This window comes from Flavobacterium sp. OHVDL-2026-0007 (assembly GCF_059882335.1).
The window spans coordinates 3,943,515-3,959,954 of record NZ_CM187612.1 but is presented as its reverse complement, the minus strand read 5'-3'; the positions used below and the strand labels follow the sequence as shown (position 1 = coordinate 3,959,954).

Annotated in this window: 14 protein-coding genes and 1 tRNA gene; all 15 read right to left on the bottom strand. The window is 35.8% G+C overall.

Annotated features, from left to right (window positions below):
* Positions 1 to 7: 7 nt before the first annotated feature.
* Positions 8 to 217, bottom strand: a complete 210-nt coding sequence (locus tag AC51AA_RS16330; RefSeq protein ID WP_500703279.1) for a hypothetical protein — start codon at positions 215 to 217, stop codon at positions 8 to 10.
* A gap of 47 nt (positions 218 to 264) precedes the next feature.
* Complete coding sequence (locus tag AC51AA_RS16325) at positions 265 to 786, bottom strand: RNA polymerase sigma factor (protein ID WP_500703278.1); 522 nt, start codon at positions 784 to 786, stop codon at positions 265 to 267.
* 139 nt (positions 787 to 925) lie between these two features.
* Positions 926 to 999 (bottom strand) — tRNA-Arg (locus tag AC51AA_RS16320).
* Positions 1,000 to 1,071: 72 nt separating this feature from the next.
* Positions 1,072 to 1,521, bottom strand: coding sequence for a GatB/YqeY domain-containing protein (locus AC51AA_RS16315; RefSeq protein ID WP_500703277.1), 450 nt, complete (start codon positions 1,519 to 1,521; stop codon positions 1,072 to 1,074).
* Between the two features lie 189 nt (positions 1,522 to 1,710).
* The gene (gene ftsZ, locus AC51AA_RS16310; RefSeq protein WP_500703276.1) at positions 1,711 to 3,858 is read right to left on the bottom strand and encodes a cell division protein FtsZ; all 2,148 of its coding nucleotides are present in this window, start codon (positions 3,856 to 3,858) and stop codon (positions 1,711 to 1,713) included.
* Between the two features lie 78 nt (positions 3,859 to 3,936).
* Entirely contained in the window at positions 3,937 to 5,343 is a 1,407-nt protein-coding gene (ftsA, locus tag AC51AA_RS16305; protein ID WP_500703275.1) for a cell division protein FtsA, read from the bottom strand.
* 6 nt (positions 5,344 to 5,349) lie between these two features.
* Positions 5,350 to 6,072: a cell division protein FtsQ/DivIB gene (locus AC51AA_RS16300; protein WP_500703274.1), complete on the bottom strand. Its 723-nt coding sequence runs from the start codon at positions 6,070 to 6,072 to the stop codon at positions 5,350 to 5,352.
* Positions 6,059 to 7,408, bottom strand: a complete 1,350-nt coding sequence (gene murC, locus AC51AA_RS16295; RefSeq protein WP_500703273.1) for a UDP-N-acetylmuramate--L-alanine ligase — start codon at positions 7,406 to 7,408, stop codon at positions 6,059 to 6,061. Before murC ends, AC51AA_RS16300 begins: the two co-directional genes overlap by 14 nt.
* 28 nt (positions 7,409 to 7,436) lie before the next feature.
* A complete protein-coding gene (gene murG, locus AC51AA_RS16290; RefSeq protein ID WP_500703272.1) occupies positions 7,437 to 8,525 on the bottom strand; it encodes an undecaprenyldiphospho-muramoylpentapeptide beta-N-acetylglucosaminyltransferase in 1,089 nt (362 codons plus the stop codon).
* Positions 8,526 to 8,569: 44 nt separating this feature from the next.
* Positions 8,570 to 9,877, bottom strand: a complete 1,308-nt coding sequence (locus tag AC51AA_RS16285) for an FtsW/RodA/SpoVE family cell cycle protein (RefSeq protein WP_500703271.1) — start codon at positions 9,875 to 9,877, stop codon at positions 8,570 to 8,572.
* A gap of 99 nt (positions 9,878 to 9,976) precedes the next feature.
* Positions 9,977 to 11,308, bottom strand: coding sequence for a UDP-N-acetylmuramoyl-L-alanine--D-glutamate ligase (gene murD / locus AC51AA_RS16280; protein WP_500703270.1), 1,332 nt, complete (start codon positions 11,306 to 11,308; stop codon positions 9,977 to 9,979).
* Positions 11,309 to 12,538: a phospho-N-acetylmuramoyl-pentapeptide-transferase gene (gene mraY / locus AC51AA_RS16275; protein ID WP_500703269.1), complete on the bottom strand. Its 1,230-nt coding sequence runs from the start codon at positions 12,536 to 12,538 to the stop codon at positions 11,309 to 11,311.
* A 79-nt stretch (positions 12,539 to 12,617) separates the two neighbouring features.
* Positions 12,618 to 14,081: a UDP-N-acetylmuramoyl-L-alanyl-D-glutamate--2,6-diaminopimelate ligase gene (locus AC51AA_RS16270; RefSeq protein WP_500703268.1), complete on the bottom strand. Its 1,464-nt coding sequence runs from the start codon at positions 14,079 to 14,081 to the stop codon at positions 12,618 to 12,620.
* Positions 14,078 to 16,084, bottom strand: coding sequence for a penicillin-binding protein (locus AC51AA_RS16265; RefSeq protein WP_500703267.1), 2,007 nt, complete (start codon positions 16,082 to 16,084; stop codon positions 14,078 to 14,080). The genes AC51AA_RS16270 and AC51AA_RS16265 overlap by 4 nt, the downstream gene beginning before the upstream one ends.
* A complete protein-coding gene (locus AC51AA_RS16260; RefSeq protein ID WP_500703266.1) occupies positions 16,075 to 16,425 on the bottom strand; it encodes an FtsL-like putative cell division protein in 351 nt (116 codons plus the stop codon). Before AC51AA_RS16260 ends, AC51AA_RS16265 begins: the two co-directional genes overlap by 10 nt.
* Positions 16,426 to 16,440: the final 15 nt, after the last annotated feature.

Genomic DNA, 16,440 nt, shown 5'->3' with positions numbered 1-16,440 from the left:
TTGAGTATTAAAGTTTTTGACAATAAAATCCTTGTTTAGTAAAAACACCATAAACCATTTCTTTAATGTCTCGGTTGGTTTCAATTCTTAGGACGTGATTAGAATCTTCTAAATCAAAATTCATTATACAATCAGAAATAACAAATTGAAGAAGCGTAACAATAAATCTTGCGTCTTCTTTAGCTGTAACATCTGTTTTATAAACTTCAATATTCATCTTTATGTTCTCGTTTATATCTATAACAAACGAGAACATAAAACTTCCTAATCGTTTTCTATTTTTTTACGAATAAATTTACTGGCAAGGTAAATATGATTGGCAATGGTCTTTTCAGAAAGATTTGTTATTTCCGCAATCTCCTTATAGCTAAGGTTTTCCAGTTTATGTAACGTAAATATTTTTTGCTGCTGTTCAGGAAGCTGATTTATGACAGCATGTAGTTTTTCTCTTCTTTCTTCAAATATTCCTGTATCAGTTTCCTCTTGCACAGCTTCGGACTGTAGAGGATCCAGTTGAATTATTTTATTTTCTCTATTAAGATGATTGATAATGATATTTTTGCATATCGTAAACAATTGTTTATCAAATAAAACCTCTTCGTTAAGTAATTCTTTTTTATTGTAAAGCCTTAGGAAAGTTTCCTGAACAAAGTCTTCAGGGTTAAGAACTGTAAAATTGAATCGTTTGGCTATGTTTATAAGTTTATCATAGTAATTAAGGTAAGCTTCCTTGAAAGAATCTTCATTGCCTTTTTTTAAACTTAAAATAAACTTTCTGTTGTCCATAACCTACATATAATCATTAATCTTGACTGAATGTCCAAACTAATATTGTGCTCTAAAATCGACAGCTAAGACTGACATACTTATTCAAACGAAAAAAGCCCGTAAAATAAGTACTTTACAGGCTTTTGCTTTTTTCTTGTGACCACGGAGGGGTTCGAACCCCCAACCCTCAGAGCCGAAATCTGATATTCTATCCAGTTGAACTACGTGGTCAATATGCTTTTAAAACTCCAGTTTTAAAACTCCAAATTTCCACTTAGAATTTTAAAACTGCAATCTAATTTATTATGCAAGTAATTTTTTTACGATCGCTGAGATCGTTTTACCTTCAGCAGTTCCGCCTAATTGTGTAGAAGCTAATCCCATAACTTTACCCATCGAAGCAATTCCTGAAGCTCCAGTTTCAGCGATAATTTTAGCAATTACAGCTTCTACTTCCTCTTCGCTTAATTGAGCAGGTAAAAACTTCTCTATTACTGCAACCTGAGCCAATTCTGGTTCTGCTAAGTCAGGACGATTTTGTTCGGTGAAAATTCTAGCACTTTCTTTACGAGTTTTAACCAATCTCTGAAGTAATTTAATCTCATCATCTTCAGTTAATTCTTCTTTAGACCCTGTTGAAGTAGCTGCTAATAACATTTCTGATTTAATAGCTCTCAATGCTTCTAATGCAACTGTATCTTTTGCTCTCATGGCGGTTTTAATTTCGTCCATGATTATTGTTTGTAAACTCATCTTTGTTTTATTTAAATAAGCCAGGCTTATCGATTTATAAAATATTTAAATTTTATTCTGAACTTACCCTAAAGATTAACTTAAAAAGCTAAATAAAGAAGTCAAGTTTTTAAATTCTGTGCGAAGATAAAAAAAATAACCCGAAAATTAAATCCAATTTTCGGGCTATCTATAATTGTGATGAAATAATTAATCTACATTATCGTGCAAAAATGAATTGTTAGAACGCAATTGTAAATCATTATTACTATCTGTACCAACTGATATTCTAGAATTGGTGTTGTTTGATTGTGAATTCGAAAGATCGATACCTAATCTTTTATAAGCAGGCTCCTTTTCTAATTCGTCAATTCTAGCAACATTATTATGGAATTTATAATTGAATTCCTTCAATTTCTTTCTTCTCTCTTCTGCTCTTAAGCGTAAAGTTTCTTCGATTGTTAACTCCATCGGAGAAATATTATCCGTAGTAGTAAAAGCTGCCTCCATAGCAAAGTCAACTTTTGGTTTCATGGTAATATTTAATTCTGCAGGAATTACTTCTTCTACTACTTTCTCAACAGGTTTTGAAGCCATCAAATCATTCTCAACCTCCATGTACTCCTCTAAAGAATACTTAATGATTCCGTTATCAGAAAGTTCCGTTACAGGAACAAATTGAACAGGATCATTAACTTTTATGTTACGAGTTTCGTTTGACAATTCGAATAAAATTTTACTCTCTTGCTCAACAACTGGCTCTCTTTTTACTTCTGGTTCTGATCTAAAAAGAGGTAAGTCAAAAGAGAAAGTCGTTTGTTCTTCTCTTTCGAAAGTTCTTTGTTGAACAGGCTTCACTTCTTGAAAAGCTTGTACTTCAGGAGCTGAAATAGTAAAATCGATGTCCGTAATTGGCGAAACGATTTCAAAAGTCACATCAAGGTTTTTAATAAACTCTGACATTACTACTAACTCATCCTGATTAATAGCCGGAGCTACAGCCACTGGAGCAACTGGAGCAGCCATCACTGGAGCAACCGCTACTGGAGCAACTGCTACTGGAGCAACTGGAGTAGGCATCACAGGAGCTACCGCTACCGGAGCAGGCATCACTGGCGCAACTGCTACTGGAGCAATTGGAGCTGGCATCACTGGAGCAACCGCTACTGGGGCAACTGGAGTAGGCATTACGGGAGCAACCGTATCTTCCATCAAATCAAAAACAATCTTTTCTTCTGTTTTTGCAGTAGGTGTTTCTGCATTTACATCAAATGAAGTAAGTGGTTTGTTTGTTAAATTATGAACACTTCTTTGCTCATCCTCTAACGTATGAATAATTTTTTTAGGCTCAGTATTTACAATTTCGTTTTGTTGTTCAACATCGAAACCTGTCGCAATAATAGTAACAGCAATAGCATCACCAAGAGTTTCGTCTTCACCAACTCCCATGATAATATTAGCATTATGACCTGCTTCTACCTGAATATGATCATTGATTTCTCCAATCTCATCCAATGTAATTTCGTTAGCTCCAGAAACGATAAGCAACAATACGTTTTTGGCTCCTGTAATTTTATTGTCATTTAATAATGGAGAGTCTAATGCTGAAATAATCGCATCTTTCGCACGGTTTTCCCCTTCAGCAACAGAAGATCCCATGATCGCTGTTCCACTGTTTGACAGTACGGTTTTAGCATCACGTAAATCGATATTTTGAGTATAGTGATGTGTAATAACTTCAGCAATACCTCTTGAGGCAGTTGCTAAAACTTCATCCGCTTTCGAGAATCCAGCTTTAAAACCAAGATTTCCGTATACTTCTCTTAACTTATTATTATTGATCACAATTAATGAATCGACTTGCTTACGCAATTTTTCGATTCCTAAAAGTGCTTGTTCTTGACGCACCTTTCCTTCAAATTGAAAAGGAATCGTCACGATACCAACAGTCAAGATTTCTCTTTCTTTGGCCAATTGTGCAATTACGGGAGCAGCACCTGTACCGGTTCCACCACCCATACCAGCGGTAATAAATACCATCTTTGTACCACGGTCTAATACTTTCTCGATATCCGCAATACTTTCAATAGCAGATTGTTGTCCTACGTCAGGATTTGCTCCTGCTCCAAGACCCTCTGTTAGGTTTACACCTAATTGGATTTTGCAAGGTACCGAACTACTTTGTAGTGCTTGTGAATCGGTATTACAGACGATAAAATCTACGCCTTTAATACCTTGTTTAAACATGTGGTTGATTGCATTACTACCACCTCCACCTACACCTATTACTTTGATAACATTTGATTGGTTTTTTGGTAAATCAAATGAAATACTTCCAAATTCTGAGTTGCTCATCATCTTTTTGGTTTTTGAAATTCTTATTTAATACATTTTTTACTTCTTGACTTGGGGCCATAAGTAAATTCTTTTCTTACTCTATTCTGCGTTGTCTAAAAAATCTTTGATTTTATCGACATATCGATCAAAAAATGATCTTCTAATCTTAGTTTCAGTAGACTCCTCTTTAACCATGTTATTTCTAGCTTCTCTAAACTCTTCTACTGTTTCTCTTTCAACGTAGTTTTCCTCAACTTCGTATCGTTGCTGTACTGGAGGAGGTCCATTTCTATAAACCACTTTGGCTTGTTCGTTAACCAATTCCATTCTAACAGCACTTTGCGAACTATTTTCGATACTATTCATTACTAAACCAACCGCAGTTGCGTATAATGGGCTCGATATTTCTTCACTAGAGTTTCCTGCTAAGTGCTCATTTGGGTATCCAATTCTAGTATCCATACCCGTAATGTACTCCACTAACTGTTTAATATGTTTTAGTTGAGCTCCGCCTCCTGTTAAAACAATTCCAGCAATTAATTTCTTACGAGGATCTTCATGTCCATATGCTTTAATTTCAGCAAAAACTTGTTCCACTATTTCTACTACACGAGCATGAATAATTTTAGACAAGTTTTTAAGCGAAATTTCTTTTGGTTCTCTTCCTCTTAAACCTGGGATTGAAACAATTTCATTGTCTTTGTTTTCTCCTGGCCAAGCCGATCCGAACTTAATTTTTAAAAGTTCCGCTTGTTTTTCGATAATTGAACAACCTTCTTTAATATCATCTGTAATTACATTTCCTCCAAAAGGAATCACTGCTGTATGACGAATAATACCATCCTTAAAGATGGCCAAATCTGTTGTTCCACCACCAATATCGATAATGGCTACTCCCGCTTCTTTTTCTTCCTGACTTAAAACTGCATCTGCAGAAGCTAAAGGCTCTAAAGTTAATCCTGATAATTCAATTCCTGAACTTTGAATACATCTCCCTACGTTTCTAATAGAGGAAGCCTGTCCCACTACAACGTGAAAACTTGATTCTAATCTTCCACCGTACATTCCGATCGGTTCCTTAATTTCCGATTGACCGTCAATTTTAAACTCTTGTGGCAATACGTGAATAATTTCTTCTCCTGGTAACATGGCCAATTTATTGACCTGATCAATCAAAAGTTGAATATCATTTTCTCCAATGACCTCCTCTGGATTATGACGACTAATGTAATCTGTATGCTGTATACTTCTGATGTGTTGTCCTGCTATACCAACAACCACATCTTTAATTTTATAACCTGAATTATTCTCTGCTTCTAAGATGGCTTGTTGAATCGATTGAATAGTTTGCGTAATATTGTTTACAACACCTCTCGCCACTCCCAAACTTTTGGATTTACCAATACCCAAAATTTCTAACTTACCATACTCATTTTTCTTGCCTATCATGGCAACTATTTTGGTTGTTCCAATATCTAGACCTACTGCAATGTTATCTTTTTCCATTTTCTATTATTTTGTGCAAACTACTTGTTCCGTAAACCTAAGGTCAATTTTATTGTATTTATATAACGAACTATCTAAAACTGCTTTTTGAAAAAAAGCTTTATAGTTTCTAAATTTCTTATCAACATTCATCGTTCTGCCAAAATCGATGAAGTAATTATAATTTCGATTAAACATTTTTAAGCTACCATTAGGCATAATCTCTATTGCAATGATGTTTTTTCTCAAAAACGCATCGTCATAAATTGTGCGAAATAAAGCAGCTAAATCTTCGTTATTTTTATCCTTTATTGCCCCCGAAACAAGAGGAACTCGAGCTGTAAAATTATCCGATAAAGGCATTTTATTACCCTCATAGTCAATGTAAAATGACCTACCACCATCATAAACCCTTGCTATTGGTGTCTTCTGTTTTACCCTCGCTTTTAAAACGCCATCAATACTCACAAACACATCCGATTTTTCAATCATCTCTTGCGTATCAAGGGTTTTTTCTATCTTATTCAAATCTAACTCAACTTTTCGGATACTGGAAGCGTCTTTTTTATTTTCTATCAACAATTTATTAACCGTTTCCGGTCTAACAAAAAGAGTGTTTTCTCCTACAAAAACTACCATAGATTTCTTCAATTTTCTATCTCCATTTCGATGCTGAGCGAAAGAATATAAAAAAAGTACGACTCCTAAAATGAGTATTAATCGAATATTTGTCAAATTAAATATTTTCATTTAGCATTTTTTTAATCGATGGAACCATTTCTCCAAGATCACCAGCTCCTATTGTTACAATTATCGGCGCATCACTGGATTTGATTTGCGCTAATAAATCACTTTTTGCAACAATTTTTTTGTTAGAATTTGTCATTTTTCCTAATAACCATTCTGATGTTATTCCTTCCATCGGTAATTCCCGAGCAGGATAAATATCCATTAACAACACTTCGTCAAATGCAGACAAACTTGCAGCAAATCCCTCAGCAAAATCTCTTGTTCTGCTAAACAAATGTGGCTGAAAAATGGCCAACACTTTACGATTAGGATACAGCTCTCTAACAGCTTGATGTACCGCGTTTATTTCCGTAGGATGATGTGCATAATCATCTATATACACCAACTTTTCTGTTTTAATCTGATAAGAAAAACGCCTTCTTATTCCCCTGAATGAAGCAATGGCTTTTGCGATCAAGTCGGTCGGGGTGCCGAAAGTCTTCGCCATCGCAATAGCCATTAACCCATTCATTAAATTGTGTTTACCTGGTAATCCAAAATGTAAATCTTTCATGATTTCGGACGGCGTCTGCACATCAAAAACATAACTCGCATCTTCAATACGCACATTAAACGCCTTATATACAGCATCCTCGTTCACAGCACATTGTACTCCTTCAAGAGGTAATTCTTTGGTTATAAATAAATTATTTTTATCCTCTACTTTTGATGCAAACTCCACAAACGAAGCCTCAATAGCTTCACTAGTTCCGTAAATATCCAAGTGATCCGCATCCATTGATGTGATACAAGCAATATTCGGGTGTAAGTGCAAAAATGAGCGATCAAACTCATCTGCCTCTACAACGGTAACCGTTTTACCGTTACCAATTAAATTAGAATTGTAATTCTCCACAATTCCACCTACAAAAGCTGTCACATCTGCTCCACTTTCGTGCAAAATATGTCCTAAAATACTTGAAGTTGTCGTTTTTCCATGAGTCCCTGCAACGGCAAAACAAAAAGTATCTTTAGTAATGATTCCTAAAACTTCTGCACGTTTTTTAACAACATAATCTCTCTCAACAAAATAATTCCATTCTGAATGTGTTTTAGGCACGGCTGGCGTAATAATCACCAAGGTGTTTTCCACAAAAAAGTCCGATGGAATCAAATTAATATTATCCTCAAAATGAATATCAATACCACCTTCAATCAACTCATTTGTCAACATTGATGGCGTTTTATCGTAACCCGAAACCTGTTTCCCGATATTTTTAAAATAGCGAGCCAGGGCACTCATTCCGATGCCTCCAATGCCAATAAAGTAAACGTTTTGTATTTGATTTAAATTCATTTTTTTCTTTTAAAATAAAACTGCTTTTCTATTTGATTAATTTAACGATCTCTGCCACTATCGCTTGGGTTGCTTTTGGCATAGCCAATCGCTTTATATTATCACTTAACTGTTTTTGTTTTCCTTGATCTTTTAACAAAGCTTCAAAAACAATACTAAATTCATTTTCCAACACTGCCTCTTTCAATAAAATAGCTCCTTTAGCATCCACAATTGCTTGTGCATTTTTGGTCTGATGATCTTCTGCTACGTTAGGAGACGGAATAAAAACAACCGGTTTTCCCACTATGCATAATTCCGAAACAGAAGAGGCTCCTGCACGAGATATAACAATATCTGCCGCAGCATAAACAAAATCCATTCTCTCAATAAAATCGACTACTCTTACGTTCGGTTGATTGTATTTTTTATAATCTTCCAAATACAACTTCCCACATTGCCAGATGATCTGAACATTCTGCGAAAGTATACTGGATAATTCTTTTTCGATTAACTGATTAATCCTTCTAGCTCCTAAACTTCCACCTAAAACTAAAAGCGTTTTTTTAGTCGAATCCAAACCATAAAAAGCAATAGCTTCCTCACGCTTACTGTCAATATCGATTAAATCTTGACGCACTGGATTCCCCGTTAAAACAATTTTTTCTTTTGGAAAAAAACGCTCCAAATTTTGATAAGCTACACAAATAGCGTTGGCTTTTTTACTGAGCAACTTATTGGTAATCCCAGGAAAAGAATTTTGCTCCTGAATAACCGTTGGAATTCCAGCTGATCCAGCCGCCTGCAATAAAGGACCACTGGCAAAACCACCTGTTCCTATCACAACATTAGGCTTAAAATCTTTTATTATTTTTCTAGATTCCCATAAACTTGAAACCAATTTCAAGGGAAACATCATATTCTGTAAGGTCAACTTTCGCTGTAAACCAGCAATCCAAAGTCCTTTTATTGGGTAGCCTGCCTGAGGGACTTTTTGCATCTCCATTTTATCCTTAGCTCCAACAAAAAGAAATTCAGCATCGGGAAATTGCATTTTTAACTCATTAGCAATAGCAATTGCAGGATAAATATGTCCTCCAGTCCCACCACCACTTAATATGAATTTATACTTTGCCATACTTATAAAAGTTATACCGCTTTAAATAATATTTTTTTACCCCTTTATTTATTTAATACTGCATCCATTGGATTTCGAGAATTATCCTCAATTGAATACCCTTTATCCTGTTCAAGCTGATCATGAGTTCCTTCTTCTTCAGCCATTTCTTTATCAATTAATCGCTGAAGCGCTTCTTTTCTTCTTTCTGCCTCCTCTTTTTCCTCTGCAATCTCTTCTTCTTTTTTGGTCACACTGATGATGATTCCAAGAGAGAAACACGTCATCCAGATTGAACTACCTCCACTACTAATCAGCGGCAGGGTTTGTCCGGTTACTGGCAACAATTCAACCGCTACAGCCATATTAATCATTGCCTGAAAAATCATGGGAAATCCGAGTCCGACGACGAGAAGCTTTCCAAATATCGTATTGGCTTTATGAGAAGCTATCACAAATCGAAATAACAGCAATAAGTACAAAACCAATATAGCTACTCCTCCTACAAGTCCATACTCTTCAACAATAATGGCATAAATAAAATCGGAAGAAGACTGTGGTAAAAAATTCTTCTGAACACTTTTCCCTGGTCCTAAACCTCCTAATTTACCAGATGCAATGGCGATTTTTGCCTTTTCAATCTGATAATCATCTTCATCAGGTTTATCTGTGGTAAAGTTTTCAATACGACTTCCCCAAGTTCCAACCCTACTAAAGAATCTTGAATCCGGAAAAGCTTTAGCTACTAAAAGAAAGAAAGCCAACATTGCAATACCCGAACCTATAATAAAACCAATATACTTTAAAGGATATTTACCAATAAAAGTCAGCATAATTACCATTGCAAAAATCAAAGCCGTTGTCGAAAAGTTAGCCGGTAGAATAAGCGCTAACGTAATAAAAACGGGCAACCAAAGCTGTATTAACGAAGTCTGAAAAGGCTCATTTTCCTCTTTGGTTTTGGACAAATAGCGTGCTACAAATATAAACAACACTATAGCAGCCAAAGTTGATGTTTGAAAAGTGATCCCGATAAAAGGCACCTGAATCCAACGACTTGCATTCGCCCCTGCAATTACAGTTCCCTTTAATAGCGTATACGCCAACAAAATCCAAACTACAGGTAAAGCCACTTTTGAGATGGCTCTAAAATAATGATATGGCACTTTATGCACCCAATAAATAATCAAGAAACCAATACAAATATGCGCCAAATGTTTCACCAAATAACCCAAGGTATTTCCCGTTCCATGACCGATATAAGCCAAATTACTACTCGCACTAAAAACAGGCATAAATGAAAATAGCGCCAATAAGGCCACAAACGACCATATTACTCTATCTCCTTTTAATTTGTTCACCAGCTCTTTCATAATCTCAATTTTTATTTCCTGTTTTATCTTTTCTTTATTTCTTCTATATCCAGTTTCAGGTTTTACGTTAACGTGCCTGAAACCTGAAATGGAAAACGTTTAAAGATTGTGTACGGCTTGTTTAAATTGCCTTCCTCTATCTTCGTAGTTTTCAAATAAATCGAAACTCGCACAAGCTGGAGATAATAAAACAGCATCTCCTTTTTCTGTCATGCGTTGCGCTGTCTTCACAGCATCACTCATATTATTCACTTCAACCATCACATCCACAACATTACCAAAGGCCTCTATTATTTTGCGATTGTCAACTCCTAAACAGATAATGGCTTTTACTTTCTCACGAACCAATGACATCAATTCGTTATAATCATTTCCTTTATCCACACCACCTACAATCCACACGGTTGGAACATTCATACTATCTAAAGCAAAAAAAGTAGCATTTACATTTGTTGCTTTTGAATCGTTGATATATTGAACATTCTGAATTTTTAATACTTTCTCCAAACGGTGCTCCACACCTTGAAAATTAGATAAACTTTCGCGAATTGTTGCATTTCTAATTTGCATCAACTTTGCTACAGAGCTTGCTGCCATTGCGTTTTTCATATTATGTTTTCCTTCTAACGCAATGTGTTCTGTTTCCATTGTAAACTCTTCTTGGTTAATCTTTATTTCCATTTTGTTGTTTTTTATAGAAGCCCCTTCACTGAATTCTTTAGACAATGAGAAAGGAATTAATTTTGCTTTTGTTGTATTGTTCTTTAGCCATTCTGTTATCGCCTCATCGTCTGCATCGTAAATGAGATAATCACTTGGGGTCTGATTCATGGTTATCCTGAACTTTGAATCAATATATTTTTGATATTTATATTCGTATCGATCTAAATGATCTGGACTAATATTGGTAATAATGGCGATATCCGGCCTGTAATCGACAATCCCGTCGAGCTGAAAACTACTTAACTCCAACACATAGGCATCAAATTTATTCTCAGCAACCTGCCAGGCAAAGCTTTTTCCAATGTTTCCACCTAAGCCTACATTGAGACCTGCCGATTTTAATAAATGATAGGTTAACATTGTAGTGGTGGTCTTTCCGTTGCTACCAGTAATTCCAACAGTCAGCGCCTCTGTAAAAGGCGTTGCAAATTCTATTTCTGAGATCACTTTGATTCCCGCTGCCAATAGCTTTTGCACTATGGGAGACTTCTCAGGAATACCAGGGCTTTTCATCACCACATCGGCATTCAAAATCAACTCTTCGGTATGCCGCTCTTCTTCCCAAGCAATTCCGTTAATGATAAGAACTTCTTTATAACTCTCTTTGATCTTTCCAAAATCAGATACAAAAACTTCATATCCTTTTTTCTTACCTAGAATAGCAGTACCTACACCACTTTCTCCACCTCCTAAAACTACCAATCTCATCTATCTTAATTTTAAAGTAACGATTGATAATATAGCTAACATGATGGCCACAATCCAAAATCGGGTTACAATCTTACTTTCATGATACCCCTTCTTTTGATAGTGATGATGCAATGGTGACATCAGAAAAATTCGACGACCTTCACCAAAACGTTTTTTTGTATATTTAAAATAAGCCACTTGAATAATAACCGAAGCACTTTCCGCTAAGAAAATCCCACAAAACAAAACGATCAATATCTCTTTACGTACCGCAATAGCTAAAACAGCAATAATTCCTCCAATGGTTAAACTTCCTGTATCCCCCATAAAGACAGAAGCAGGGTATGAGTTGTACCAAAGAAATCCAATTAAAGCCCCCACAAAAGCGGATATAAAAACAGTCATTTCACCCGAATTGGGGATGTACATAATATTCAGATAATTCGAGAAAATAATATTACCCGAAACAAAGGTAAAAATACCCAGTGCCAGTACCGATATTGCAGAGGTACCTGCAGCAAGCCCATCAATTCCATCTGTTAAGTTAGCTCCATTAGAGACTGCTGTGATAATAAAAATAACCACTGGAATAAAAATTAACCAAGCCCATTTCTCATAATCCTCACCAGTCCAAGCTAGTAATTCAGCATAATCAAATTCATTATTTTTCACAAAAGGAATTGTTGTTGCGGTAGACTTCTCCTCGAGAGGCACTGATGCTACAAGGGATGTGTTGGCATTTTTAACCCCACCCACATAACCAGTATCAGTCCTTACTGTAACGGCTGGACTAAAATAAAGTACTAGTCCTACGATAAGTCCTAAACCTACCTGACCAATCACTTTGAAAATTCCCTTAAGTCCTTGTTTATCCTTTTTGAATATTTTGATATAATCATCAACAAAACCGATTGCCCCCATCCAAAGAGTGGTTACAATAAGCAATACGATATAAATATTATGTAAACGAGCAAACAGTAGTACAGGTACAAGAGTAGCGAAAATAATAATCAAGCCTCCCATCGTTGGTGTACCTGCCTTTTCATTCTGACCAGCAAGACCAAGTTCACGAACCGTCTCACCTACTTGTTGATTGCGCAAAAAGTTGATTATTCGTTTCCCGTAAATCGTAGAAAGAAGCAACGAAAGCATAAAGGCTAAAGCTGATCTAAAAGTGATGTACTGGAAAACCCCAGCCCCTGGCATATCTAATGTTTTTCTCAAGTATTCAAATAAATAGTATAACATATCTCTTTATTTTAAATTGCAATTTTTATTTTCAAGCTCTAGTTCCTTGTGGTTCTAAGAACTCAAAACTGGATTATTATTATTTATTTAATTGACCTAAAATTTCTTTTACCGTTTCCATATCATCAAAGTGATGACGAACACCGTTTATTTCTTGATACGTTTCATGACCTTTACCCGCAATTAAAATAATATCGTTAGGTTGAGCCAATTGACAAGCCGTTTTTATAGCCTGTTTTCTATCGGTAATTCTCAACATTTTTTTATAATTGTGTGCTTCAACTCCCTTTTCCATTTCATCTAAAATCACCTCTGGATCTTCGTTCCTTGGATTGTCGGATGTCAAAATGATTTTATCGCTAAGATCTGCAGCGATTTTAGCCATCATTGGTCGTTTTGTTTTATCTCTATTTCCTCCACAGCCTACAACGGTAATCAATTGCTCATTTTGAGTACGGATATCCCCTATTGTTTTTAACACATTCTCTAAAGCGTCTGGCGTGTGCGCATAATCCACGATTGCTGTAATATTACCTTCCGATACTATATACTGAAAACGACCCGAAACACTCTCTAAATCAGAGAGTAAACGCAACGCTTCTAGACTATCCATTCCTAATTCCAAAGCTGTTCCGTAGATAGCCAAAACGTTATACGCATTAAAAGTCCCTATCAACTTTACCCAAACTTCATTATCATTCACTTTTAATAACAATCCTGATAATTGATTTTCTAAAATCACGGCTTTAAAGTCTGCATAGGTTTTTAAAGCATAGGTCAGTTTTCTAGCCACAGTGTTTTGCAACATCACCGGCCCGTTTTTATCATCAATATTGGATAAAGCGAAAGCGGTTTTAGGCAAGGAATCAAAAAATGATTTTTTCACATCTCTATATTCTGCAAAAGTTGGATGGTAATCTAAATGATCGTGCGATAAATTCGTAAAAACTCCCCCTACAAAATGCAAAGCTTCCGTGCGCTTTTGATGAATCCCATGGGAGCTTACCTCCATAAAACAATGTGTCACACCCGCTTCAATCATTTCGTTTAAATAATGATTGATCGTAATGGAATCCGGAGTGGTATGCGTTGCATTATATTCTGTTTGATCGACCATGATTTTTACGGTAGATAATAAACCCACTTTAAAACCAGCCTTTTGAAACAATTGGAACAATAATGATGCGATAGTCGTTTTTCCGTTAGTACCGGTAACGCCAACCAATTTTAATTTCTCCGAAGGATCACCAAAATAATTAGCCGCCATAAAAGCCAATGCCGTATTGGTATCTTTTACCTTTACGTAGGTAATTCCCTTTTCAAGCTTTTCAGGCAAAGCATCGCAAATAATCGCAATTGCTCCTAATTGAATCGCTTTTTCAATATAATCATGACCATCAGAAAGCGATCCACGAATCGCCACAAAAACGTCATTTTGCTCCATTTTTCTTGAATCAAAATCGATTTTCTCTATAGCAACTTCTGTCGAACCTGTTACCGATTCAATAGCTACTTTATATAATATGTCTTTGAGTATTTTCACGATAATTCTAATACTATTGTTGCGTTTTTACTAATATTTCCTCCAGCCTGTAAAGACTGTTTCTTCACTTTTCCTACTCCACTTACTTTTACTTTCAATCCTAAATTCTCCAGCAAAGCAATGGCATCCATCCCTGGCATCCCTTTTAAATCAGGAATTAATTTTGATTTTTTTTCTGCTTTTACGTAATAATCATTATAGCTGTTTTCTTGTTTTGGAACACGAGAATCTAACTTTTTTATTTTATTAGTAGAAGGTACATCGGTAAAGATCTTTTGCGCAATTCTTTTAAAAACAGGTCCCGCAACATCAGCACCATAATAATTGTTTTTAGACGTATTCGGCTTATGCACTACCACGATACAAGAATATTTAGGATGATCCGCTGGAAAATACCCCACAAAAGAAGAAGCGTAATACATCCCTTCTTTTCCAATATTTCCATAATTTACTTGAGCTGTTCCTGTTTTACCTGCCATCGAAAAATCTTTCGAATACAATTTAGAACCAGTTCCTCTTTTCACCACATTTTCCAGTACTGCTTTTACCTTATTAACGGTTGCTTGCGAACATACCTTTGGATTAATCACTTCTACATCAAACTTTTTTATGGTCTTGTTCCATTCCTTAATTTCAGAAACAAACTGTGGTTTGACCAATACACCATTATTCGCTATTGAATTATAAAAGGCGAGTGTTTGCATCGGCGTTACCGAAACGCTATATCCAAATGCCATCCATGGTAAGGTAACCCCTGACCAATTTTTATCACCCGGCTTAGGAACGATAGCTTTACCTTCCCCTTTAAAATGCAATCCCAATGTTTTGTCAAATCCAAAATTCTTGATATGATTTACAAACTTTGAGGGATTATTTTTATAGTTCTCGTATACTGCCTGAACCATTACGGTATTGGAAGAAAGCTCGAATCCTCGAGCCAACGAAATCTTACCATAACCACCTCTATGGGAGTCACGAACCGCACGTCCATAATACCTCACTTCACCACCCTTACTATCAAAGACCGTACTGGTGTCAGCCACCTTATCCTCTAAAATAGCCACTAAATCGACCAATTTAAAAGTGGAACCCGGCTCATGAGATTCTGCAACAGCATAATTAGTGGTTTCATAATAAGATCCATCTGCACCTCTTCCCAAATTCGAAATCGCCTTTACATGACCTGTTTCGGTTTCCATCACCACCACACAACCGTGATCTGCTTGATAATCTTCCAACTGTTTTAACAAAGCATGATGCGCTATATCTTGAATAAAAACATCTATAGTCGAAATAACATCATAGCCATCTTGAGGATCCACTTCGTTAACATCTCGAATAGGTTTCCATTGCCCTTTGGCAATTTTCTGCTTCAAGATTTTACCGTCTTTACCATTTAAATAGTTTTTAAACGCCCATTCAATTCCTTTACCTACTTCTATACCTGTGGCAGGATCAATTTTATCGTACCCAATGGTTCTTTCTGCAATGGCCCCTATGGGGTGTTTCCTAACGGTTTCTTGTTCAACGATGATTCCTCCTTTGAAAGGTCCAAGGTTAAACAGGGGAAAGCTTTTAATTTTAGCATGATCGGTATAACTCAATTTACGACCTATCAAATAATAACGGTTTTTATTAGCTCTAGCTTTTCGTAATTCTTTCTCAAAATAACTACCCGATTTCCCTAAAACAGTGGCCAAAGAATCCGCTAATCCCTTAACATGTTTTTCAAAAGTTTCCGTTTTTGGTGTTTTAGCATCAAATCTAATTTCATAATTAGGTATTGATGTTGCCAACAAACTTCCATCGGCTGAATAAATATTTCCTTTATTAGCTGGAATTACAAAATTCCTAACTGTTCGCTGTTTTGCCAGCTTTCTATAATAATCTCCTTCAACCCATTGAATATTAGTCAATTTAACAACAATAGCAATTGCCATCAAAAAGATGAAAACTGCTACGAGGTAAATTCTGTAGGATATATTTTTATCGTCTACTGCCATATTCTTTTAAAGAAACTTTTTTCTTCTTCTTTTTGTACTTCTATTTTCACTGGAGGGACCGTTGATGGGAAAATTTGCTTTTCTAGCATTTTATCCGATATCGTGGACTCCATTTTCAACTTCATTAATTCCGAACGTCGATCCACAAATTCTGATCGCAATTCTTTTACTTCGTTTCCTATTTTTGCAATCTCAAAAACCTTTTGCTCGTATCGCTGCGTATTTGCAATCATGAGAATAGCCAATAGAATGATAAAAACAATAAACCGCCAGTTCTTTACTGCATCGTCATTTAAAAGAAATCTCGCTTTTAATATTCCAAACACTCCTCCGCTTTTCATTTTCTCTACCTTATA